Origin of the sequence: Paenibacillus sp. N3/727 (assembly GCF_022637315.1) — a bacterium.
In the GTDB taxonomy this organism is placed as follows: Bacteria; Bacillota; Bacilli; order Paenibacillales; family Paenibacillaceae; genus Paenibacillus_AQ; species Paenibacillus_AQ uliginis.
The window spans coordinates 3,251,191-3,275,136 of the sequence record NZ_CP093336.1 but is presented as its reverse complement, the minus strand read 5'-3'; the positions used below and the strand labels follow the sequence as shown (position 1 = coordinate 3,275,136).

The following is a 23,946-nucleotide window of genomic DNA, read 5'->3' as shown; positions in this document are numbered from 1 at the left end:
ATGGTGTATTGTATGACGTTGAGACATGTAAGTGGACAACAACATACATGCATAGGAACCGCGTAGCTGCGGGGCATTACCGCTTCAGCAGCTATTATATCATGCAAAAGAGGTCTAGTTGCATCCAGTTTTTAAGAAGGTCTGCCTCACGAACTAGACCAAAGTCCAATCAAAAGACTCATCCCAGGGCGGTGTCCCCAGAAATAATTGATGGTTAAAATTGGAATATGAAGTTGAAGGGGAGGGATGCAACATAAATAAAGCGTTAATTTGCAGAGTTGGAAAGTAACAAAATAATGGCTGCGCCATTATACTAAATCATGATAAGAGGTGAACTTACAAATGAAACGGATAAGTCTTGTAGTCATAGCAACAATCGTATTTCTCATGTCAGCGCTCCCCGCTTTCGCGAAGGAACAGGAAACATCAGCGATTCAAGATCAAGAGCTTGCGAATGTACAAGCGTTTGCAAAATTGTATGGCTATGTGAGATTTTTTCACCCAAGTGATGAGAATGAGAAAATCGACTGGCATCGCTTTGCCATTCATGGGGTAAGCAAAGTAAGGAGTGCCACAACAAACAAGGAATTAACAACAACGCTGCACGAACTCTTTTATCCGGTTGCTCCGACGATGAGCCTTTCGAAACAGAACAACGTAACAATGCTCAGCCCGCCAAAACAAGCGAAAAATTTGACCGCGTGGCTTCACATAAGTGTCAAAATGAACTCACCCCAAGAACAATATACTAGTGAGCGGCTACAATCCGTCGACACTAGCCAGATTAAGTTATTGAATCATGTTTTGCAGCCAGGGGAAACGACCGTCAAACGAATTGCCACGGATCTATTTGCCCATATACCGATCGTCCTGTATCGTAATGATAGCGGTACAATCGGCGCAACGCCGCAATCGACACGAGCATTTACCCAGCTCCAACAGCAGCTTTCGCGAATCGATCTTGATAAAGCTTCATTAGATGACCCTAACGTGCAATTAGCCAATTTCGTTATTACTTGGAATGCGATTCAACATTTCTACCCTTATTTTGATGTCGTGAAGGTCGATTGGGAGCAAGCGTTAACGGAAGCGTTGCAAGAAAGCTTGAACAAGCGTACGGCTGATCAGTTCGTACTTACAATGAAACAAATGCTGGCGAATCTCCAGGATGGGCATAACTTCGTTATAGCTTCTGGTCTTACAAGTAATGTAGCCTTCTCTCCTTATAGCGTGCAATGGATCGAAGAACAAGTCGTCGTTACGAACGTCAAAGAAGGAATCGCTCTAAAGCCAGGAGATGTCATATTAACGATAAATGGTAGAGAGGCCACCTCGTATTACAAAGAACTAGAAGGAATTATTTCTGGGAGCGAGCAGTATAAACGTGTAGCAGCTTCTCGCCATATTTTGCAAGGCGTAAAAGGAAAGGAAGCGAAGCTGACGGTTCAGCGCGGCGAGCATAAGTTTGATATCGCGATTCCTTATACCGACCGAACAGTTGATGAATTCATTCGTCCTGCCATCATTGAACAGGTGGAAGATGGTATCTATTACATTAATTTGGCACAGCTAACAAAGGACATGTTTAAGGAAAAGCTCCCTGAACTGGGAAAAGCTAAAGGCGTCATCTTCGATCTTAGAGGTTACCCGTATCCTGGTTCAATTGGGAAAGACATATTGCCGTATCTGACAGATGCTCCGTTGAAGACTCCACAATACCATATACCATTAACTGTATATCCGGATCGTGAAAAAGTAACATTTAATCCCATACAATATACGATACAACCGTTGCAACCAAAACTAAAAGGCAAAATTGTGTTTCTGACTTATGGAGGCGCCATAAGCTATTCTGAAACGATTATGGGCATTGTTGAACATCACCGCTTGGCGGAAATTGTCGGTCAACCGACTGCAGGAGCAAACGGGGACGTAAACTTAATAAATTTGCCGGGCGGGTGTACCGTTGCATGGACGGGCCTAGTAACTTTAAAACAAGACGGCAGCCAACACCATCTCATTGGTATTCAGCCTACCGTTCCCGTGGAGCGAACGATTAAGGAAGTTAGTGAAGGCCGCGATATCTATTTGGAGAAGGCCATTGAAACGATTAACGGTGAAAAAAAGTAGGAAATAAAACGGAGCGTGCCCGCTATGCCTTTATGGCTTCGGGCACCTTTTGCTTTGGAGATTAAACGTAGTAGACGATGCGTTGAACAAGCAGCAGCTGAATCAGGCAATGTAAAATCGCGCTTATGAACTTGGAGTTAAAGCAATAACAGTTCTATTCAACGTCCATCTCCATCAATGATGCAATCAACATTCAAAAACGATTATCTTTTCTGGATGTGCGAAAATATGGGGTAGTTGGCAACTGGCCAAGCTCAAAATTATTTTGGTTTTAACTGGCACTGCTTATGGGTAGTATAAGCTTAATCTCTCTTGTAAGCCTTCTAAGACTTCTTCTGGTATCTCCTTGACCTTGATATCTCCACCTAGGAAAAGCAGCCAATTTGTTATTTCGGTTAATTCTTCTGAATTATGAATATTGATAAAAGTCTTTAAAATGGCCGTGGTTTGGTAAGGATTCGTATATGAAATTGAAAGCTTTAAAGGATGGTATTTTTTGAACTGGGCAATCGCCTTTGGACCAAGTTCAAGGATTAGGTTGATTACTTCTTCCTGCTTACTTAGTTGTTCTAAAATCTTTTTCTTACTTACTCTTTTTTTCGTAGGGTATGGTTTTACATTGGTGAGATTATCGACAGGAAAAATCCGCCTCTTTTTTTCCTCTAAGTCAAAGCCTTCAATTAGCCATAAGCTTTTTTCACGATAAAGGTGCAAGAAATAAATGGGATAAGACTTTATCTCCTTCTCTTCTTCTATGGAAACCAATAAATAGCTGTCTAAGAGAAGAATTTGGATGAGTTTTTCTAACATAGGATGGGGCAAGTCTGACAGATCAAGCAGGTCGGGATTATGGGGGTTGGTCCCTTCAAAAAGCAACATTTGATTTAAAAGAACAAGTTCATCTTGCTGGTTTTCCGAGATGAGGCCTAATAATTTTTCAGCTAAAGACTGACGACTCTTTAGATAGGGGAGTTGTTGATTTCTTGTGGCCATAAAGGCAATAAAAAGAGCTTTAATTTCATTATCGGTAAAGCGGACAGTGGGCAGGACAGAGTTGTTCATGACAAAATAACCCCCATCTCTCCCAACTTCAGCGACAAGTGGTATCCCCATAGCTTCAATTTCTCTGATATCTCTAATAGCTGTTGAACGAGAGATGTTAAATTCTCGCATGATTTCAGAAATTGTAAAGTGGGCGCGGTTGTTGATATACCGCATGATGATATTAATCCGTTCAACTTTTTTCATCGGGCCCCCCTAAACAGTATCATTATTTGACATGATTTAAGGTTATTATAAACCCATCAAGTGAAAAGACAAATCATCTGATAAATTTAAAAAAAGAGGAAGGTTTTGAATATGGCAGATTATATCCTTGAGGAAAAAGACAGCTTTATCGTTTTAGGTATTGGAACTGATCTTAAGAGCGATTACACAGACTATGCTGGCATAAACAAAGAAAAAGCAGACTTTTGGGAGGCAGTTAAACAAGATGGAAGGCTTGATACTTTAAAGGCCATAGCCGCAAATGACTACATTTTTGCCGTGAACGAAGCGGTGAATAACAAGATGATGCATTATGCTGGCGTCATGACAGAGGCATCGGTACCAGAAGCAACCAGAGTTATTCAATTTCCTAAAGGGGAATACCTAGTTGTAAAAGGGGAAGGGAAGACGGCTGATGAGTTGAGTAATAAGCTTACTGGCATTGCCTTTGGTCAAGTCTTGCCGGAAGCAAAGAATGTTGCCTATGTTGGTGGGCCAAATGCAACGGTTGAGATGGGGCAGCGAAACGGCTTAGTATTTGGTGAAATGTGGATTCCTGTTGTTAGGAAATAAAGGTTTTGCTCGAAGTAGGTTCTAAGAAGTAACGCTCGTAAAACTTTTAGGAGGGATGAACATGTCCGATATCGTTGATTTTAAAAATGTGTCTACGGTTGGTTTAGAGTCTTCACCCGTAGCAGAAGCACTTGCTGGTCTACGAGCGAATGAAGCCCGTTACTTTATGAACAAATATAAGCATGAGTTTACGGTTACACCAGCTAGCGAAAGCCAGGAGACCCTTGATTATGTGAACCGAATTTTGAAAGAAGAACGTGATATTGAGTTTGCGGCCAAACCTTTAGAAGCGTCGCGTTTTCAAGTGGAAAATATCAAATTTGCCTACGTCTTTTATGAGGATGGCCTTGCGATCAACGTCATGTATACGGTTGATGACCCTAAGAAGCGGGCCGTTGGTTTTAAGCTTTCTGAGGGGATGGAGGTACCAAAGGAGTTAGAAGAGAAGTTTAAGTTTGCTAGGCAAAAGTCTAAACTAGCTGGAACCATTCGGGGCTCGTTTTTTGTAATTAAAGGCGAATATTAAAGCATTACTGACAAGAGCAGCGATACTTCGCAGCTCTTTTTTTTCTTTCAGAAAGTGTCGGAATTGAAACCTCTATTTAGAACAGAATAATGATGGTAACAACATATTATAAATACAGAGAGAGGCGAAAAAATTGAGTTTGCATTTTCCAAAAGATTTTCTATGGGGCGGAGCTGTCGCTGCCAATCAATTAGAAGGAGCGTACCAAGAAGACGGTAAAGGTTGGTCCACTCAAGACGTCATGCCTAATGGCATCAAAACATCTCCAACAGAAGTGCCTATAGAAAGCAACATGAAGTTAATTGGAATCGATTTTTACCATCGCTATAAAGAAGATATCAAACTGTTCGCAGAAATGGGTTTTAAGGTATTCCGGACATCGATCGCATGGTCTCGAATCTTCCCCAAAGGGGATGAACTAGAGCCTAACGAAAAAGGTCTGCAATTTTATGACGATCTGTTTGATGAATGCCATAAATACGGTATTGAGCCACTCGTTACGATTTCACATTATGAGACACCTTTACATTTGGCCAGAGCATACGATGGTTGGGTGAATCGCAAGCTCGTCGGGTTTTATGAACATTACACTCGTGCCATCTTCTCACGTTATAAGGACAAGGTAAAGTACTGGCTCACTTTTAACGAGATCAATTCTATCTTGGAATTTCCGTTTATGAGTGGAGGTATTAATACGCCGAAGGAAAAGCTTAGTAAGCAAGATCTGTACCAGGCGATTCACCATGAATTCTTGGCCAGCGCCTTAGCCGTAAAAATCGGTCATGAAATCAATCCGGAGTTCAAGATTGGTTGTATGGTACTTAGTATGCCGGTTTATCCATTAACACCACATCCTGATGACGTGATTAAAAGCATGGAGAGCGATCATAAAAATATGTTCTTTGCCGATGTCCATGTGCGGGGGTATTACCCAAACTACATGAAACGCTATTTCAAGGAAAACGGGATTAACATCAAGTTCGAGCCAGACGACGAAGAGATTCTTCGGAATACGGTTGATTTTATATCTTTCAGTTATTACATGAGTACATGTGAAACGGCCGATCCAGCCAAACAGATTAGGGGAGAGGGGAATTTGCTCGGAGGAGTACCTAATCCTTATCTTGAATCAAGCGATTGGGGATGGCAAATCGATCCACAAGGTTTACGTATTGTTTTAAATGCGTTCTATGATCGGTACCAAAAGCCGCTGTTTATTGTAGAAAATGGCCTTGGTGCAGTAGATCAGTTGGTGACTAATGAGGAAGGCGAAAAAACGGTTGAGGATGACTATCGAATCAACTATATCAAAGAGCACTTGATTCAAGCAGCTGAAGCTATTGAAGACGGCGTAAAGCTTATGGGTTATACCACTTGGGGATGCATAGACTTAGTGAGTGCATCGACTGCAGAACTGAAAAAACGATACGGCTTTATTTATGTAGATCGTCATGATAACGGTTCAGGAAGTCTAGAGCGTTATCGTAAAAAATCGTTCTATTGGTATAAAGACGTCATTGCTTCAAATGGGAACAGTTTGTTCGAATAAGGATCATTGGTGATAGATTCTATTGTGTCAGCAACTTTTTTTAAGATATAAGCGTTACTATTGTAGCATTGGAATTTACAATAAGTGGGTGATGTTCACCGTGAAAATGAAGAATTGGAAAAATGCAGTTGCCGATATATGTATGATGTCAGTACTTTTACCGCTGGGAGCTCAAAAATCTGATGCGGCTTCCAAGTACGTCGAGCTGGAAATGCAATGGGAAGACGGTCGTACCACTCATATTGAGACGCTTCATAAGGACGGAGTGACTTACGGAAGCTTATTCTCGCTGGGTAGCAAGGCAGGTCTGCTTTGGGGGATGGAAAATGACAATATGGCAGTTCTGTGGAGGGATCAGAAGCGGATTGTTGTAAACATGGGAAGCAGAATCGCCGAAGTAAATGGGCGAGAAGTGAATATGGGCAGAGAGCTTGTGCGGTATATTAGTCACCTTTATGTGCCGATTAGATTCCTCGCAACTGCTTTGGACGGGGAAGTGGCCAATCGGGACACGAAGACCGGGAAGGTAACCGTGACGGGACTCAATAATTATACTGATACTTTTTATGGCAGCATGATGGGATACAGCTATATGATTCGCGCAGCAAAAGGAGATCTTGAGATTACAAATCCTTATACGGGACAAAAGAATTCGATTCCGCTAGGCATAAAGGACATTACTGTAAATACTCATGATCTCACCTTAAACTTCAAGTGGACTCCCAAGAATCTACTTATTGTAACCATTGAACATTCTAATCGAAAGACTGGAGACTATGATCTGTATGCGTTAGTATTCAAGAATCAAGGACTGATTCGCAAATCCGTAGCTCAAGGATTAATGGAGCAGCATGAAATCTTAAAGTCGGACGGCACCATTCAACTCATTGATAACAAAAATATACGTATTATTGATGATGGAAGCGGTAATGTACTTGATATTATTGCGCGGTAACTATGAATGTGTCATCCCCAATGATTTATTGGGAAAGGATTAAACAAGCCCAGTAACCGAAATTGGTGGACTGATGACTCATGAAGGAAGAGATTGAAGATCAATCGCGCTGAACTGAAATAAAAGAGGGCAGCCGGCCATTCTGATCGGCTGCTTTTTGTTATCGTGACGGTCGGCGTTTATCGGTAGCAGAGTTGTGATGCCACTAATGATAGCGGAAATCAAAAAAAGAACCTGGGTAGTTTTATCAGGTTCTTTAATATTGCATATAAACAGACGCGATGATATAATCAGATCGCGCACCCTAAATATAAACAGACAAAGTTATTGCATCCTATATTTTAAGATTACCATGCCGGTGATCCCTTGTCAAATGTTTTTTTCTCAATTTAATGGTTAGGAGCGATGTTGAATGAGTTCGTTGGTTCTCGGCTTTCAGGAAATCGAAAAAACGCAGCTTTTGCTCGTTGGCGGAAAAGGGTTAAATTTAGGGGAATTATCAAAAATAGAAGGAATACAAGTACCAGAAGGATTTTGTGTTACAACAGTGGGATATCAAAAGGCCATCGAACAAAACGAAACGTATCATACTTTATTGGATCGACTAACCATGCTAAAAGTAGAAGATCGAGATCAAATTGGTGAAATCAGCAGGAAGATCCGACAAATCATTATGGAAGTAAAAATTCCTTCCGATGTTGAGAAAGCAGTTACTCACTATCTCTCCCAGTTTGGCGAGGAATATGCTTATGCTGTGCGTTCTAGTGCGACAGCTGAAGATCTACCGCATGCCTCTTTTGCTGGTCAACAAGACACCTATTTAAATATCATTGGCAAAGAAGCAATAATGCAGCATATCAGCAAATGTTGGGCTTCCCTGTTTACGGATCGCGCGGTAATCTACCGTATGCAGAATGGATTCGACCACAGTCAAGTTTATTTATCCGTTATCGTTCAAAGGATGGTTTTCCCTCAGGCTTCGGGGATTTTATTTACCGCTGATCCGATTACTTCTAACCGAAAGCTGCTATCAATCGATGCCAGTTTTGGACTTGGAGAAGCACTGGTCTCTGGCTTGGTATCTGCCGATTGTTATAAAGTACAGGAAGAGGAAATCGTCGATAAGATGATAGCAACCAAAAAATTGGCTATCTATGGACGGAAAGAAGGCGGAACAGAGATAAAGCAGATCGATCCTGATCACCAGATGTCTCAAACACTCACTGAGCAACAAATTTTACAGCTGGCACGCATCGGAAGACAGATCGAAGCTTATTTTGGTTACCCACAAGACATCGAATGGTGTTTGGCTGATGATACATTATATATTGTCCAGAGTCGACCGATCACTACTTTATACCCCATCCCTGAAGCGAATGATCAGGAAAATCACGTTTATTTATCTGTTGGTCATCAACAAATGATGACAGATCCCATAAAACCATTGGGATTGTCTTTTTACCTGTTAATTACTTCTGCACCTATGCGTAAAGCCGGTGGGAGGTTGTTTGTTGATGTTGCACCTAGGCTGGCTACACCTGTCGGCCGGGAAACTTTATTAAATACCGTGGGATCCGATCCGCTCATCAAAGGCGCACTCATGACCATAATAGAGCGAGATTTTATTAAATTGTTACCAAATGATCAAACAGCACCGATTCTGGGCAGAAGTAATACAGATATGCTGGCACAATTCGAGAACGATCCGACAATCGTTTCTGATTTGATTAAGCATAGTCAAACATCGATAGAAGAGTTAAAACAAAACATCCAAGCGAAATCAGGAGCAGATTTATTTGATTTTATTCTGGAAGATCTCCAACAATTAAAGAAGATCTTATTTGACCCACAAAGTTCAAAGGTTTTTATGACTGCTATGAATGCTTCGTCATGGATCAATGAAAAAATGTACGAATGGTTAGGTGAAAAAAACGCAGCAGATACGCTTTCTCAATCTGTACCAAACAACATTACTTCGGAAATGGGTCTGGCGCTATTGGATGTCGCAGATGTGATTCGTCCTTATCCGGAAGTAATTGATTATTTACAACATGTAAAAGATGATAATTTTTTGGATGAACTGGTTAAGTTTGATGGTGGACAGGAAACTCAAGACGCTATCTATGCTTATCTCAACAAATACGGAATGCGATGTGCCGGTGAAATCGATATTACGAGAACTCGATGGAACGAAAAACCAATCACTCTTGTCCCGTTGATTCTTGGCAACATCAAAAACTTTGAGCCTAATGCCGGCAATCGAAAATTTGAGCAAGGGCGCCAAGAAGCTTTGGAAAAAGAACAAGAGTTAATAGATCGATTGAAGCAATTACCGGATGGTGAACAAAAGGCTAAAGAAACCAAACGAATGATCGACCTCATCCGGAATTTCATTGGGTATAGAGAGTATCCCAAATACGGTTATGTTAGCCGCTACTTCGTTTATAAGCAGGCTTTACTGAAAGAAGCCGAGCGACTCGTGCAATTCGGCGTTATTCATGACAAAGAAGATATGTACTATCTCACTTTTGAAGAACTTCACGAAGTCGTACGCACAAACAAACTTGATGATCAGATCGTTGGCAAACGAAAAGACGAGTACAAATTCTATGAAAAACTAACTCCGCCGCGTGTGATCACGTCTGATGGTGAAATCATTGTTGGGTCGTACAAACGAGAAGATCTCCCAGCCGAAGCAATTGTAGGTCTACCTGTTTCTTCCGGAGTGATAGAGGGACGAGCACGCGTCATTTTAAACATGGAAGATGCTGATCTGGAAGATGGAGATATATTAGTCACCTCCTTTACTGACCCTGGCTGGACACCATTATTTGTATCCATAAAAGGTCTAGTCACCGAAGTTGGCGGACTTATGACCCATGGAGCAGTTATTGCGCGTGAATATGGATTGCCAGCAGTTGTCGGGGTAGAAAATGCTACCAATCTGATAAAAGACGGGCAACGAATTCGCGTGCATGGAACAGAAGGGTATATAGAAATATTGTAATGGATGAATACGTCAAGTAAGAGCCTTAGTCATAATGGACGGCATTAAATGCAACCTGTCATGGATAAAAGGGCGGTTACCCTGTTCGTCTTTTTATCTACCTGGACGCATACATGGTCCCGACGAACGAGAATAAAGCATTGGACAACTTTGGGGAGGTAATAATGGGAAATACGGATAAGTTTGAAATGATAGCTAATATATATGACACTTCTGAAAGAATTCAAATTGCAAAGGTATCATCTGATGCCATTCGTGAATATTTAGTTGACGCTAATAGTAAGAATGCTATTGATTTTGGGTGTGGAACTGGTCTTGTCGGAATGAACTTGTTAAACGATTTTAATTCTATGCTTTTTCTGGATACTTCACAAAACATGATTAATCAAATAAAGCAAAAAATTTCTGATTGTAATATTCAGAATGTAGATACATTATGTTTTGATTTTGAAAAGGAAGGTCTATCGGATTTACATGCTGACTATATTTTTATGGCTCAGGTTCTACTCCATATTAATGATGTTGAATTCGTTTTATCAAGGTTATTTGATGTTCTGAACGAAGGAGGACATTTACTAATCGTAGATTTTAATAAAAATGAAAAAATAGTTTCGGATCTCGTTCATAACGGATTTAATCAAGCAGAGCTGACTGACATTATGACTAAAATAGGGTACAGGAATATTCAATCCGAAACTTTTTATACGGGAAGTAAAATATTTATGGGACATGATGCATCTATGTTTATTCTTGATTCTCAAAAGTAAACTTTTAGGCGGAAATTATCCCGTTAGTAGATTTGAGACTATTGAGATAGGTATATCAAAAAAAGGTGGAATTCATAAAGCGATGAAAACATTCTGGGAAAGAAACGCGTCTAAACGAGCGCAAAACAAAATCAAAAAACTAGCCGATGGTTTAAGCTTGGATTTTAAAGCTTTGAATATTCTTTTTAATTCGATTTGGGATTATGATGACGAATTATTTGGCTGGGTTGCTTCCAGCGGCGGTGATAATAAAATTCCGGATGCCGAATTCGAATATGGCAGAGCAAAAGGATTATTGAGGCAGAATGAGGAAATAACCGTGCAAAAACTTTTCGATAGGATCGAGGCCCTCATAAATGGACTGGAAAAGGAACAAGTAAGCAACGCTTTTATAAAAGGGATCGCCACGCAGAATCCGGCCTATATCTCAGTCCTGGGGAGCTATTCATATTATTTATCAATCGATGACAATTCTGTAGATACTTATTTGAGCTATGAAGAAAAGAACGAACATTTCAACCCGAGCAAAATAGTCATTAACTATAATGAAAGAGTTTTCGACAGGTTGTTCCGGTCAGGCATTATGTCTCATCAAGACCCGGTGTACGCTTATGTTGACTTACTCGACTTCTCCAATACTGAAAGGATATCTACTTCTGAAACCGAAACCGCCATACTGGTGAATACACTGAAAGCGATTCAAAATTTACCTGACGAAACGCAACCATCGGAATTGGAAAAAGTAACAAAGTCATTTTTAATGGGAAATAAGGCGTATAGACAAATTGTATTGCGCATTCTAGGCATCAGCGACATTTTGAATCCAAGCGTAAACAAACGAATTCGCGAAACCTATGAATTGGATCAAGAGCTGCCAAGTCACTTTTATAAGAAAGAAATGGGTTATCCGTTGGCTTGGTGGGAAGGTAAATATGGCTTGGATGATGAAGCCGTAACATTCTGGTTTAGCAATCTTGATCTTAGATAGAACGCCTCTCGGTGGTTTACCAAAGGAACGGTGCGAGCAATTGAGCTGCCCACCCGGATGGCGTGATCTTCAGAAAGTAATTATCCCAAAAATTAGAAAAAGGAGTGTGTTTAGGGAGATATGGAAGAGAAGGATTGGCAGCTGGAAAAGGAACGGCTTGAACAGGTCAGGAGCAAACTGCAGACAAGAATCGCGGATTTGGAGCCGGAGGTTACCGGGCTGTACGATCAGGCGGCGGACATCCGAAAGCGGTTTTGGGAAGAAGTGACAATCAACACGAGCACGAACGAAGATTTCGAAGAGACCTTTTACTCAGTTCAGCAGCAATCCGCGATGTTGGCTGAACGAGAGCGCAGCCACAACCGGTTGGTGCATCAATGGAATGGCATGAAACGGTTACTCCCATCACCCTATTTTGGGCGCGTTGACTTTCAGGAGGATGGCTTGAACGCAACCGAGCAGGTCTATATCGGGGTATCTTCCTTCGTTGATGATGACGGACTGAATTTTCTGATCTATGACTGGCGTTCCCCCATCGCGAGCCTATACTACGACTATCCTCCGGGCCCGGCCTCTTATGACACGCCGGTAGGTCGAATCGAAGGGACGATGACGCTCAAACGGCAGTATCAGATTCAGAACGGACATATCCGCACCATGTTCGACGCGAGCGAAACGATTGGAGACGAATTGCTACAGCAAGTGCTCGGCAAGGACGCGGACTCGCAAATGAAGAGTATCGTGGCAACCATCCAGAAGGAGCAGAACGCCATCATTCGGGACGACAACAGCCGGATGCTTATTGTTCAGGGAGCGGCTGGCAGCGGGAAAACTTCCGCGGCCTTGCAGCGTGTGGCGTATTTACTTTACAAACACCGCCAGACGATCAAGGCCGATCAGATTGTGCTTTTCTCGCCCAATTCGATGTTTAGTAGTTATATCTCCACCGTCCTTCCAGAACTCGGTGAAGAGAATATGCAGCAGACGACGTTTCAGGAATATCTTGATTATTGGCTCGGTTCCTCATTGCGGCCAGAGGATCCTTTCGATCAGATCGAATACACTCTGACAGCACAGGGGGAGTCGGGATATGAGGCTCGCCTTCAGGGGATCGCGTATAAAACCTCCGAAGCTTTTCTGAAAGCCCTGCAGAACTACGGGAAGTGGTTAGGGCGGGAAGGTATGCTGTTTAAAGACATATGGTTTCGAGATCGCGTTTTGATTACTGCGGAGCGAATGAGCGCGAAAATGTATCATTTCGACAGTTCCCTTCCGTTGTTCAGTCGTGTCGCTCTCTTGCAGGAATGGCTGCTCCATGAACTGGCTTCTCTCGAACGCGAGGAACGGAAAGCGTTCTGGGTTCAGGAGGAGTTAAATTATCTTGATAACGATCAGTACGCTGAGGTTTTCGACATGCTGCACAAAGAGAAGGAACTAATCGACCTTTCGGAGCAATACGCTGTGGCTCGCGATCGAATGAATAACAAGCGTCGGGGAGACGAAGGCGACGTTGACTTCGCCCAGCGGGAGGAGGAACTGATCCTTCGATCAATCGTGAAAAAAGGCTTTAAGCCGCTAAGGAAAAGCGTGAGGAAATTTTCGTTTGTTGATATCAAAGGTATATATGACCAATTATTCAGTGACGAAACCTCGTATCGGGAGAAAACAAATGAGATCGTCATTCCCCCACATTGGTCTGAAATCTGTAGAGAAACCAAGGATATGCTTAGCCGGAACGAATTGTTCTACGAGGATGCGACTCCTTATTTGTTTGTAAAAGAACTGGTCGAAGGCGTCCGAACAAACAAGGAGATCCGGCATGTCTTCGTCGACGAAGGCCAAGATTACTCGGCGTTTCAATATGAATATTTAAAAAAATTGTTTCCACGTGCTCGTATGACGGTACTTGGCGATTTCGGGCAAGCGATCTTCATGCAGGCCACAAACCTAGAAGCATCCGATTCTCCGCTGATCCGGCTTTTTGGCGAAACCGATACAAACCTCATCCGCCTCGTCCGCAGCTATCGTTCAACCAGAGAGATTGTGGAATTTACGAAATCGCTGCTTCCCGGCGGGGACGAGATCGTTCCATTTGACAGAAGAGGCAACAAGCCTCTACTGATTAGTTCGAACAGTGTAAAGAAGCGTGATGCACAAATACTGGAAGACATCGCCTCGCTCAGGGCTGAGGGTTTCGCTTCCATCGCTGTCATTACGAAGACCGCAGCCGAAAGCCGCGTGGCCTTTGAATCATTACGAATTCAAGGAAGCGAAGCATTGCAGCTCATTACGAAGGAGACGGTCACCTTTGAGAAAGGAGCGATGGTTATTCCCGTATATCTTGCCAAGGGTATTGAGTTCGATGCAGTTCTGATTTATTATGAGGCATCACCTCAAGCTTACAGCCGGGAAAACGAACGCAAGCTTCTTTATACGGCGTGTACGCGGGCCATGCACCGGCTTCATCTTTACACGACGGGCGATCTGTCGCCGTTCATGCAGGCATTGCCTGCGAATTTGTACGAGAAAGTAACATATTGACGGGTCGGAGGTGACGTTGGCCGCGATATGCTGCTACTCATGATTCAGCAAATCTTCGGCGCCATCCTGTAGCCCGTCATCAAGGCCGGTTGATAGCAAAAATCCCACGACGACTCCTATTTCCGCGTGTCGGCGTCCATCGAAGAACAGATCGATTTGTTCCTGAATTGTGACACACAGAAGCGTTGTCCGACGACAAGAACATATAGATTTTGAAAGCCGCGTAAACTGCGGCTTTTTTTGTTTTAAGTACCCGCCGGTGAATGTGAAGGGTGAAGAGAATCAGCATTGGCTGAAAAGTGAATTTGAAAAGTTTATACATGAATGAACCCAACTTTGCTTTGAAAATTATTCCAATCCGGTGGATAATTGTGGTATTAGAATTGGGAGGAGTGATGCCTTATGGGAAGACATTTAATCGATAATAGGGTAATCGGAACTTTGTCTTTTAAGAGGAATGGAAAATAAAGAAATGAGGAGAAGTATTTTTAACTACGTTAGTAGCTAAGGGAGAGATGTTATGACTTGTAACGAGGTTGTTAAAATCGGTGATGCATATTTACTTCCATTAGTAACAGAGTTGTATGGATTAGAAGGCTATGAAATCCAGCTGATTCCGCCACATGAAGGAGGGCGGAATGTCGTATATACCTGTGAGATAGAGGGGAGTAATTCAAAAATACTCAGAATCTCTTTCTTACCTGACAGGAGCCGGGAAGATTTTCTGGCCGAAGTTGAGTATATCAGGTATTTATTTGAGCATGGCGGAAGTGTCTCGGATGTAGTCATCTCCCGGAAGGGGAAACTGCTGGAAGAGATAACTCACAATAACCACACCTTTTTTGTCTGCCTGTTTGAAAAGGCTAAGGGAAAAATGCTAGTAGAAAATAATTATCGGTACCGGGAAGGGGCTCCAATTACTGAATATTATTATAATTGCGGTAAAGTTCTGGGGAAACTGCACCAAATATCGAAAGAGTATACTCCAGTCCATCGCCGGTATAGTTTTTTTGATAAATTCAATGCCGAATACATCGATAAACTGATACCCGACTCCTTATCTCTGCTTAAGGAGAAGATGCTAGGGCTCCTTGATACCTTAAAAGATTTGGACAGGAATCAGGAGACGTTCGGTATGATCCATTTTGATTACAACGACGGAAATTATTCGATCGATTTTGATACCGGGCAAATAACGGTATATGATTTCGATAATTCATGTTACTGTTGGTATATGTTTGACTTGGCCAGTCTCTGGAGAAACGGAGTGGGCTGGATACAATTTGAACCAGATGCCGGTAAACGCAAAAAGTTTATGGATGATTATTTTAAAACTGCCCTCGAGGGATACAGATCTGAGACCAAGATCGAAGATTCAATGCTAGAAAAATTGCCCTTATTTATGCAAGTAACGACCATGGAAAATATCGTTGATGCATTCGAGGTGATACAGAGCACCGGTGAGGAACCGCAGTGTGACAAGGATCTGTCGTATCTCATAAAATGTTTGGAAGATGATATCCCGTATAAGGGCTTTTTCCATGAAATTTACTCTTGTGAAGAACCCTTTGAGTATGAGGAACGAAATATTTAATCTTTTTGTGGGGATTACAAATTGCGAACAGCCGGCTCATTGGGGCCGGCTGTGTTTTTTTTTGATTAAAAATTGGTGTTTTATAGTGTATGACACCAAATAAATGTCGGAGAACAAGAACTTACATCGTTAGCCGAAATGGACAAGAACCTGTAATCATAGCCGATTAGATGATTGTCTAATTATACTCGACTTCGGAGCCCAATAAGCTAACAATCAGGATAGTTAAATTAATAACAAGGATTCTGCCAACGAATAAGGAGCAGATTACCAAGTGCATCTGCTCCTTAATTTAAAATTTAATATTAAAGTTTTTTTGTAAAAATAGAACCTGCTGGTGGTCTTTCGAAATTTGTCAGATATCAAGTTTACGAGTACCGATCCATTTCACTATTTCTGGATCACGATGTGAAAAGAACAGGCTCTGTTTCGTATCTAACGTAGTAATCGACTCCATATCCTCTTTTCTTAATTCGAAATCAAAGATATTGAAGTTTTCGGTAATTCTTTCAATGCGAATAGACTTTGGAATCACAACGACTTCTCTTTGTGTCAACCAACGCAATGCCACCTGAGCAACGGATTTATTATACTTTTCAGCTATGGATACCAATACCTCGTTTTGGAACAAGTTATTTTTTCCTTCAGCGAAAGGCGCCCAAGATTGAATCTGAACATTGTTCTCTTTCATCAATTTTGAACTTTCGATTTGCTGATTGAAAGGGTGCGTTTCAACCTGGTTAATAGAAGGAACCACTTCATTATGAATAATCAAATCGATTAGACGATCCTCTTGAAAGTTACTAACGCCTATTGCACGAACTTTTCCTTCCCGGTACAATTCCTCCATAGCTCGCCAAGAGCCATACACATCGCCAAATGGCTGATGAATTAAAAATAAATCCAGATATTCAAGTTGCAATCTTTCTAGGGACTTTTCAAATGCTTTCTTTGTGTGCTCATAACCAGTATCCTGAACCCAAAGCTTTGTAGTGATAAATAATTCCTCTCTAGCTACACCACTCCGTTTAATTGCTCTGCCAACAGCTTCTTCATTGAGATAAGAAGCAGCAGTATCAATTAAGCGATAACCTGCCATGATAGCATCATAAACGCTTTGTTCACATTCATTTTGATCTGTAATCTGAAAAACACCGAATCCAAGTATTGGCATCTCTACACCATTGTTTAAAATGACCTTTTGCATTTAAAATCCTCCTCTTTTTGCAATTAATTGTTACCTGAGATCAAGAACTATGACGTGCGATCAAAAAGCTGTTAATGATTCTTGATTTTAACTTTCAAAGTGTTGCCTCCCAGCAATATATTCTATCCTCCTTACTCATCATTATTTTGTACCAAATGACAAAGGGACCGTTATCCCATTTGTCTCAAATGTTTGCCTAATCCTCTCAGTACCACTTAAGAAACAAACGAAAATGGGCTATAATCGGACTACAAATAATGACGGAATAAGGAGGATCAAATGTCTGGAATAATCACAAATCTGCAGAATGAGCTCGTTTATATCATTGAACGTTATTCAGAAAAGGACGGAGTTCACAAAACTGCTATACCGTCCTTATTTTTCATGCATCGGTCGAATGCGACCAGACCAAACCACGGAGTATACAAACCCTCCTTTTGTATGGTAGTACAAGGGGCAAAGGAGGTATGGCTAGCGCAGGATCACTTTAGGTACAGTCCTGCCGATTAGCTCGTTTGTTAGATAATCCTAAAGATATTCCTGTGCTTGCTCCACTGTTTACTAAGGAAATTCTTTATAGGGTGCTGCAAGGTCAGTATGGGAATGTTTTAAAGGGACTTATAGTAGAAGAGAGTTCAATCCACCAAATCAGAGGTGTTATTGGACATATCATGAACAATTACAATCATTCTTTTCGGATCGAAGACCTTGCAGAATAGCGAATATGAGTATATCGTCCTTTCATCGGCACTTTAAAGAAGTAACAGCTATGAGTCCTATTCAGTTTCAAAAACAAATGAGACTTCAGGAAGCCTGGCGACTATTATTAACCGAGTCTGCAGATGCCTCTGATGTTGCATATCGAGTAGGCTATGAAAGTACTTCCCAGTTCAGCCGTGAGTACTCCAGAATGTTTGGCTTTCCGCCTAAACAAGATATAAAGCGTCTAAAAGCATAAATGCAATTCAGTCAGTAAATGAAAAAGCAACCGATCGCTCTAGCTGGCTGCCGTGGTGACTTTATTCAGCTATCCTTTTCGTTAGCCGGATGGCCTGCTACAAGTAATCATGCGCCCCTGAAGCTTTCATATTTCAGATAAGGGCGAGCTTTGTACGATCAAACTAGAATGGCTGTATATCGAGCAGCCAGATCCGCCGTTGCTCGTTGGGATCACGATGACCAATTTGCTTCATCGAGATAGTCAAATAGATCCTGAAACTAAGCTTATGTATTGAAGGCAAGCCTATGTCAAGCATTAAGGAAGTGTAGTCATTATTAAGGGCGCCTCTAGTGAGAGAGCAAATTAGGATATCCGCTCGACTATCATTTCGCCAGGAATGGCGAAGTCCGAATTACCGGAATTCGTTATCGATATGGTCTTTAAAATTTGTAATCGAAAAGGTTAGTTTGACAGTCCAAAATTAGAGATAGAATTATAACGACAGACCATGCACGTGAGTCTTTAAGGGGGAGGGGAATGCTAATCTTAGGCGCGCCCTAATGACTTTTCGGAAATGGAGACTGTCGTCTTTTTGGTAGCGGATAAAAACTTGGTCAATTCCTCTAAGTAGCGTAAAATGATATTCCTGATGTGAAATTGCTTGTCGATAAAATTACCCTTCCAATACTCTCTGACTATGGTTAGAAGCTATAGAATGAGTGGAATCAGGTTCTCAACGATTATTACGAGTATCAAGCAAAATAATTCAGAGACAAAGAGAGGCCAGCACTAATGGAAAACGTATCAAATGAAGATAAATTGGAATCAATCAAAGCCTTCCAATCGACAATCCGTAAATCCGAAAACGCCTTAGCTAATATGACTCAGAAAGATGCTAACACTACCTTATTAAAGAAACGTCTCAAATCTTTATACATCGGTTTAGCCATGCTAGAAGCTGCTTGGAATCTAAGACCTCATCATTACACCGAGGAAGATTTAACAGAAGCTCGCAATGTTTTGACTGGTTTATTCCCATCACTTGAGAACATTTATGGTAAGTCAAAAGCGGGTAGCCCTCAAAAAACGCTTTTAGAAAGAAGAATTAAAGCATTTGAACTAGCTGTTCAAGCCATGGATGATCTTGCAAATAAATAAAATCCCCTTTGAATGTTTTCGCTGCAACTCTCGATCCCGAATCCAAGCCTGGTACCTTCATCGTCATCTTGTAGTACGACGATAAAGGAACCTTCTCAGTAGTGATTGGGGCAGGTAATAATCTATAAGATTAAGTAAACGGGGAACGAAAACTCAACATCAAGACAACGAGGCTGCCGAGGGGACGATCGTTAGCCGAAATGGACAAGAACTTATATTCTTAACCGATTAGATGATTATTTAATGTTACTTAATATCGGCAGTTGTTAAGTGTACCGGAAGATACTTTAGATATACCACTTAAGTTACGTCTATTTCCGTATATGACCAGAGTTGGTCGATTTACTGATACGGATGAAAACAGTATATTACGTATCAGAATCAGCACTGGTTGAAAAACGAGTTTGAGAAGTTTTCCTAAGCGATCATCCTCGAAAATTGAAAGCAATAAAGGGAGCATAACATGGACCATGGTTGGGATATTCGAGGTCCGAATAGATTCTTGACAATTTGGTAATAATGAATTATCTTATCACTAAGCATATCCACATATTGTAAAATGCAGTGAAGAGGAAGAGTAATTAATCACTCGAATCTTAGAGAGCCCATGCTGGTGAAATTGGGTATTCGAGCTTAATGAATGAAGCCTTGGAGTAGTAGACCGAAAAATTGGAGTAGGTCTACCGGGGATTTCCCGTTAAAGAAATGTGCAGCAAGATAATGAATTGTTGCATAATGAGCGGGTTTTTTAACCAATTTAGGTGGTAACGCGGAAGCAAGCCTTTCGTCCTTTTACAGGATGAAGGGCTTTTTTATTTTGAACCTATAAGGGGATATGATTATGTCAAATGAGAACATGGCAGAACTGTTATTTCCGGATGTTGGGCAGTTACCATCTGATATTTACTCACTGTATTCGCCAAGAAATTTGTCTTCATCTGCTATGGTAACACGTTTTGCGCCAAGCCCAACAGGTTTATTAAACATTGGGGGGCTTTACGCAACTTTAATATCGGAGAGATTAGCGCACCAAAGTAATGGAGTATTTTACCTGCGTATCGAAGACACAGACAAAAAACGCGAAATAAAAGGCAGCCTCGAAAACATTATCAATTCATTGGCATACTTCGGGATTCATTTTGATGAAGGACCTACCTTATCAGGTGGCGAAAAGGGTGCTTATGGACCCTATAAACAAAGCTCACGAATACAAATCTATAAGGTATTTATTAAGCACTTAGTTCGAAATGGAATAGCATATCCTTGCTTCTGTGATACGGACGAATTACAAAAGATAAGAATAAGCCAGCAGAACTTAAAAGTAACAACAGGTTATTATGGTCAATGGGCTAAACATCGAGATATTTCTTTTCAGCAAGCCAAAGAAGAGATTTTAAAAGGTAAACCGTTTGTTATTAGACTTAAATCTTTAGGGTCATCAGATACGAGAATAAAGTACCATGATTTGGTGAAAGGTCCGATTGAGTTACCTGAAAATGACCAAGATATTGTTATTATGAAAACGGATGGGTTACCAACATATCACTTTGCTCATGCCATAGACGATTATCTGATGGGTACAACCCATGTCATTAGGGGCGATGAATGGCTTTCATCTGTGCCTACCCATATTCAGTTGTTTGAAACCTTAGGTTTTAGAATACCGGAATACGGACATATTGCTCCAATAATGAAGCAAGTCGGAGCTTCTAAACGGAAATTTAGCAAACGTAAGGATCTTGATGGTACCGCTGAGTATTACAAAGAACAAGGATACCCAGGAATGGCTATAAGTGAATACTTCATGAATCTCATCAATTCTGACTTTGAAGAATGGAGGATGGCAAACCCTCATAAATCATTTAGAGACTTTTTTATCTATACTGACAAAATGAATGCCAGTGGTGCCTTATTAGACATGAATAAACTGGGTGACATCAGCAAGGATGTTATCTCAAGGCTCACGGGTAAACAAGTATTTGACCATTTATACACTTGGTCAAAGGAATTTGATTCTGGGCTATTTACTTTAATTGACAAGAATATGGAATACACTGTAAACATTCTAAATATAGGTCGAACGAGTGAAAAACCAAGAAAAGATTATTCTAAGTGGTCAGATGTGAAACCAATGATAGATTTCTTTTATGACGAATTGTTTGAAAAGGATGTATTGACTGGCTATAAGTTACCTACAAATGTTGGTTTTGATGTTGCGAAAGAAATTGTATTAGGTTTCAGTAAAACTTATAGGTTTAATAATGAAAAGGAAGCTTGGTTCCATGAAATTAAAGAACTTGCAGTAAGACTCGGATTTGCAAAAGATATGAAGCTATATAAAGCCAATCCTAACAATTTCAAGGGTCATGTTGGTGATGTAGCGATGGTAATCAGGGTCGCTCTAACTAACAGAATCAATACACCTGATTTGTTTGATATTATGAAAGTAATGGGCGAAAATAGGGTTTTTGAACGAATGCAGAGATTTATGTTGTCATAAAATTTTAAAGTGAAATGACCGGTCGAACGCCGGTCATTTTTTTCGTTTAGGATGAGAGGTGAAAAACAACTTATTTTTTACAGAAAGACAATGTAGGCTATATAGTCTATGACACCAAATATATTTGTAAGACGACCCTCAAAGTTCTGTTCGACATCTTTATAGGGGGATATGTTATGGTTATATCGGAATATATAACAGATTCCTTTAGTGCGGCTAAAACAGTCATCTATGACAGCGGGAGTCGTTAACGGGTGTTCAAGATTAATCGGGCTAAACCGTATCATAAGTAGGGCGAAATTTTGACCGCCTTCTAATCGTTGTCCAACAGTGCATACTGAACCACGCTGCCGAATACTCAGTATGGTGCTGACGCCTTTCATAATGCATAATAAGTGGAATGGAAGGGGGAGTGATTTGTGCCGAACATTAAGGTGCTTATTGCCGACGACAATTCATTCATTCGCGAAGGGATGAGAATTATTCTAACCACGTTTGAAGGATTTGAGGTTGTGGCCACGGTTCAGAATGGACAGGAGGCTGTTGCTTATTGCGAGAGGCATGAGGTCGATGTAGCGCTGCTTGACGTGCGAATGCCGGAAATGAACGGAGTGGAAGCGACCAAGCTGATCGTCGAGCGTACAGCAACAAGGCCGCTGATTTTGACGACGTTTGATGATGACGAATATATAAGGGATGCAATTACATACGGGGCCAAGGGCTATTTGCTGAAAAATAACGACCCCGAGCGGATCTGCGATGCGATTAAAACCGTGTATTACGGTCATAATGTGCTGCAGGACACGGTATTAGACAAGTTGAAATCGGATGTTGCTGGGGGAAAGACGGTGAAGGACACAGAGCCGCCCGCACTTAACCAAGGGCCCGGGATCGACAAGAGCCTCTTTACGGAAAGAGAACTGGATATTATGGCGCTGATCGCCAAGGGAAGGACAAACAAGGAAATTTCCAAACAGATCTATATCTCTGAGGGCACCATTGCCAATCACGTTACTTCTATATTAGGCAAGACGGGCCTCACGCACCGCACCCAAATCGCGATTTACTATTTGACAGGTGAATTGACCTGATGAGCGAACCAAGAGATGCATCGGAACTGTTGAAGATCGGCTATAAAGTGGCCCTACTTGTCTTTACAATCGGCCAATCCCTATCATCCGAAACGAGCTTAACGCCCTGGTATATTTTATCCGTATTATTATATCTAAGTACGAACCTGCTGTTTTATATGTTGAAAAAAGAGAGCTTTCGCCCCCTCGTCGCTGTGCTATCCATAGGAATAGCTATCGCCATGTTCCAGGATCATCCGCTGGTGATTTTTCTGCTTCCGGCTCATCTTTACGAGTTGGCGTCAATCTTTGTCGATAAACAAGAAATTGCGTCGTCCCTCCTCATGATGATCCCCTTATTACTCGTGCCGCGGCAACTAATGCTTCTCTACATACTCATTGCGGCAGTGACTCTGATCTATTTTTCCACACTAAAGTTATACGATAACAAGCTGCGCGGACAGCACTCCGAACTGGAGCGAATGCGCGGCGATCTTGAACGGGTGCACACTCAGCTGCAGGAAAATAACGAGTTTCTGCGGCAAGCGGAATATACGCTTAAGCTGGAGGAGCGCAACCGATTGTCCCAGGACATCCACGATAACATCGGACACGCGATGACCAGCGCACTGATCCAGATGGAGGCGGCGAAGCGCTTAATCAAGATCAATTCAGACCAAGCGTCGTTGCTGCTGGACAATGCTATCCATATATCGAAAGAGGGCATCGAAAGCATTCGTTTCGATCTGAAGAAGATGAAGCCGCCTACGGAACAGATGGGCGTTAACCGAATGAAATTGTTCATTGATGAATTTTCGGATAACCACCCGATCCGTACGGCATTTACCTATGAAGGAAATATGGATTTCATCTCGCCGATCCATTGGAAGATCATCCAAGATAATATGAAAGAGGCATTCACTAATATGATGAAGTACGCCGGAGCCACCGCGGTTTCAATCCATGTTCAGGTGCTACCTACACTAATTAAGGCTACAGTTACTGACAATGGCCAAGGGAAAGGGAAGATCGTGAAGGGACTGGGTATTATTGGAATGGAGGAAAGGGCGGCGGCAGTAGGAGGAAAGGTCATTGTCGACGGTTCGCAGGGGTTTTCGGTCACAACGTTAATACCATATGCCCCATGAATGTTTGAAGGGGGATTACATGAATAA

16 protein-coding genes, 1 pseudogene and 1 other annotated feature are annotated in these 23,946 nt (G+C 41.6%); of the genes and pseudogenes, 15 read left to right on the top strand and 2 right to left on the bottom strand.

Features of this window, described 5'->3' with window-relative positions:
• Positions 1–342: 342 nt before the first annotated feature.
• Positions 343–2,130 (top strand): S41 family peptidase, encoded by a 1,788-nt coding sequence (locus MNQ98_RS14915; RefSeq protein ID WP_241928963.1) that lies wholly within the window; start codon positions 343–345, stop codon positions 2,128–2,130.
• A gap of 285 nt (positions 2,131–2,415) precedes the next feature.
• On the opposite strand, the gene MNQ98_RS14910 is transcribed toward MNQ98_RS14915, so the two are convergent.
• Positions 2,416–3,378, bottom strand: a complete 963-nt coding sequence (locus MNQ98_RS14910; RefSeq protein WP_241928962.1) for a helix-turn-helix transcriptional regulator — start codon at positions 3,376–3,378, stop codon at positions 2,416–2,418.
• Positions 3,379–3,489: 111 nt separating this feature from the next.
• Here MNQ98_RS14910 and MNQ98_RS14905 point away from each other — a divergent pair, with 111 nt between their 5' ends.
• From MNQ98_RS14905 to MNQ98_RS14865, 9 genes are all read left to right on the top strand, one after another.
• A complete protein-coding gene (locus MNQ98_RS14905; RefSeq protein WP_241928961.1) occupies positions 3,490–3,969 on the top strand; it encodes a GyrI-like domain-containing protein in 480 nt (159 codons plus the stop codon).
• 61 nt (positions 3,970–4,030) lie between these two features.
• Positions 4,031–4,495, top strand: coding sequence for a phage tail protein (locus tag MNQ98_RS14900; protein WP_241928960.1), 465 nt, complete (start codon positions 4,031–4,033; stop codon positions 4,493–4,495).
• Positions 4,496–4,628: 133 nt separating this feature from the next.
• Positions 4,629–6,044 carry a glycoside hydrolase family 1 protein gene (locus MNQ98_RS14895; protein ID WP_241928959.1) on the top strand — a complete coding sequence of 472 codons (1,416 nt, stop codon included), beginning with the start codon at positions 4,629–4,631 and terminating at the stop codon, positions 6,042–6,044.
• 106 nt (positions 6,045–6,150) lie between these two features.
• The gene (locus MNQ98_RS14890) at positions 6,151–6,999 is read left to right on the top strand and encodes a stalk domain-containing protein (protein ID WP_241933932.1); all 849 of its coding nucleotides are present in this window, start codon (positions 6,151–6,153) and stop codon (positions 6,997–6,999) included.
• Between the two features lie 412 nt (positions 7,000–7,411).
• Positions 7,412–10,006 carry a phosphoenolpyruvate synthase gene (gene ppsA / locus MNQ98_RS14885; RefSeq protein WP_241928958.1) on the top strand — a complete coding sequence of 865 codons (2,595 nt, stop codon included), beginning with the start codon at positions 7,412–7,414 and terminating at the stop codon, positions 10,004–10,006.
• Between the two features lie 164 nt (positions 10,007–10,170).
• Positions 10,171–10,773: a class I SAM-dependent methyltransferase gene (locus MNQ98_RS14880; RefSeq protein ID WP_241928957.1), complete on the top strand. Its 603-nt coding sequence runs from the start codon at positions 10,171–10,173 to the stop codon at positions 10,771–10,773.
• 82 nt (positions 10,774–10,855) lie between these two features.
• Positions 10,856–11,761, top strand: coding sequence for a hypothetical protein (locus MNQ98_RS14875; protein WP_241928956.1), 906 nt, complete (start codon positions 10,856–10,858; stop codon positions 11,759–11,761).
• A 120-nt stretch (positions 11,762–11,881) separates the two neighbouring features.
• Positions 11,882–14,302 carry an RNA polymerase recycling motor HelD gene (helD, locus tag MNQ98_RS14870; protein ID WP_241928955.1) on the top strand — a complete coding sequence of 807 codons (2,421 nt, stop codon included), beginning with the start codon at positions 11,882–11,884 and terminating at the stop codon, positions 14,300–14,302.
• Between the two features lie 520 nt (positions 14,303–14,822).
• On the top strand, positions 14,823–15,896 hold the full coding sequence (locus MNQ98_RS14865) for a phosphotransferase enzyme family protein (protein ID WP_241928954.1): 1,074 nt from the start codon (positions 14,823–14,825) through the stop codon (positions 15,894–15,896).
• Between the two features lie 355 nt (positions 15,897–16,251).
• On the opposite strand, the gene MNQ98_RS14860 is transcribed toward MNQ98_RS14865, so the two are convergent.
• Entirely contained in the window at positions 16,252–17,103 is an 852-nt protein-coding gene (locus MNQ98_RS14860; protein WP_241928953.1) for an aldo/keto reductase, read from the bottom strand.
• 279 nt (positions 17,104–17,382) lie between these two features.
• On the opposite strand from MNQ98_RS14860, the pseudogene MNQ98_RS14855 reads away from it, so the two are divergent.
• The 5 genes and pseudogenes from MNQ98_RS14855 (at position 17,383) to MNQ98_RS14835 (ending at position 23,919) form a co-directional block, all read left to right on the top strand.
• Positions 17,383–18,061, top strand: a pseudogene (locus MNQ98_RS14855) (AraC family transcriptional regulator).
• Positions 18,062–18,835: 774 nt separating this feature from the next.
• Positions 18,836–19,201: a hypothetical protein gene (locus tag MNQ98_RS14850; RefSeq protein ID WP_241928952.1), complete on the top strand. Its 366-nt coding sequence runs from the start codon at positions 18,836–18,838 to the stop codon at positions 19,199–19,201.
• 555 nt (positions 19,202–19,756) lie between these two features.
• Positions 19,757–19,996: a binding site (T-box leader), on the top strand.
• 46 nt (positions 19,997–20,042) lie between these two features.
• Positions 20,043–21,701: a glutamate--tRNA ligase gene (gene gltX, locus MNQ98_RS14845; protein ID WP_241928951.1), complete on the top strand. Its 1,659-nt coding sequence runs from the start codon at positions 20,043–20,045 to the stop codon at positions 21,699–21,701.
• Between the two features lie 473 nt (positions 21,702–22,174).
• Positions 22,175–22,792 (top strand): response regulator, encoded by a 618-nt coding sequence (locus MNQ98_RS14840; RefSeq protein WP_241933931.1) that lies wholly within the window; start codon positions 22,175–22,177, stop codon positions 22,790–22,792.
• Positions 22,792–23,919, top strand: a complete 1,128-nt coding sequence (locus MNQ98_RS14835) for a sensor histidine kinase (protein ID WP_241928950.1) — start codon at positions 22,792–22,794, stop codon at positions 23,917–23,919. The genes MNQ98_RS14840 and MNQ98_RS14835 overlap by 1 nt, the downstream gene beginning before the upstream one ends.
• Positions 23,920–23,946 lie beyond the last annotated feature (27 nt).

Coding starts and splice junctions, on each gene's coding strand:
- MNQ98_RS14860 (WP_241928953.1), bottom strand. CDS start 17,103: ATGCAAAAGGTCATTTTAAACAATGGTGTAGAGATGCCAATACTTGGA.
- helD (WP_241928955.1), top strand. CDS start 11,882: ATGGAAGAGAAGGATTGGCAGCTGGAAAAGGAACGGCTTGAACAGGTC.
- MNQ98_RS14880 (WP_241928957.1), top strand. CDS start 10,171: ATGGGAAATACGGATAAGTTTGAAATGATAGCTAATATATATGACACT.
- MNQ98_RS14875 (WP_241928956.1), top strand. CDS start 10,856: ATGAAAACATTCTGGGAAAGAAACGCGTCTAAACGAGCGCAAAACAAA.
- MNQ98_RS14835 (WP_241928950.1), top strand. CDS start 22,792: ATGAGCGAACCAAGAGATGCATCGGAACTGTTGAAGATCGGCTATAAA.
- MNQ98_RS14890 (WP_241933932.1), top strand. CDS start 6,151: ATGAAGAATTGGAAAAATGCAGTTGCCGATATATGTATGATGTCAGTA.
- MNQ98_RS14905 (WP_241928961.1), top strand. CDS start 3,490: ATGGCAGATTATATCCTTGAGGAAAAAGACAGCTTTATCGTTTTAGGT.
- MNQ98_RS14850 (WP_241928952.1), top strand. CDS start 18,836: ATGGAAAACGTATCAAATGAAGATAAATTGGAATCAATCAAAGCCTTC.
- gltX (WP_241928951.1), top strand. CDS start 20,043: ATGTCAAATGAGAACATGGCAGAACTGTTATTTCCGGATGTTGGGCAG.
- MNQ98_RS14900 (WP_241928960.1), top strand. CDS start 4,031: ATGTCCGATATCGTTGATTTTAAAAATGTGTCTACGGTTGGTTTAGAG.
- MNQ98_RS14915 (WP_241928963.1), top strand. CDS start 343: ATGAAACGGATAAGTCTTGTAGTCATAGCAACAATCGTATTTCTCATG.
- MNQ98_RS14840 (WP_241933931.1), top strand. CDS start 22,175: ATGAGAATTATTCTAACCACGTTTGAAGGATTTGAGGTTGTGGCCACG.
- ppsA (WP_241928958.1), top strand. CDS start 7,412: ATGAGTTCGTTGGTTCTCGGCTTTCAGGAAATCGAAAAAACGCAGCTT.
- MNQ98_RS14910 (WP_241928962.1), bottom strand. CDS start 3,378: ATGAAAAAAGTTGAACGGATTAATATCATCATGCGGTATATCAACAAC.
- MNQ98_RS14865 (WP_241928954.1), top strand. CDS start 14,823: ATGACTTGTAACGAGGTTGTTAAAATCGGTGATGCATATTTACTTCCA.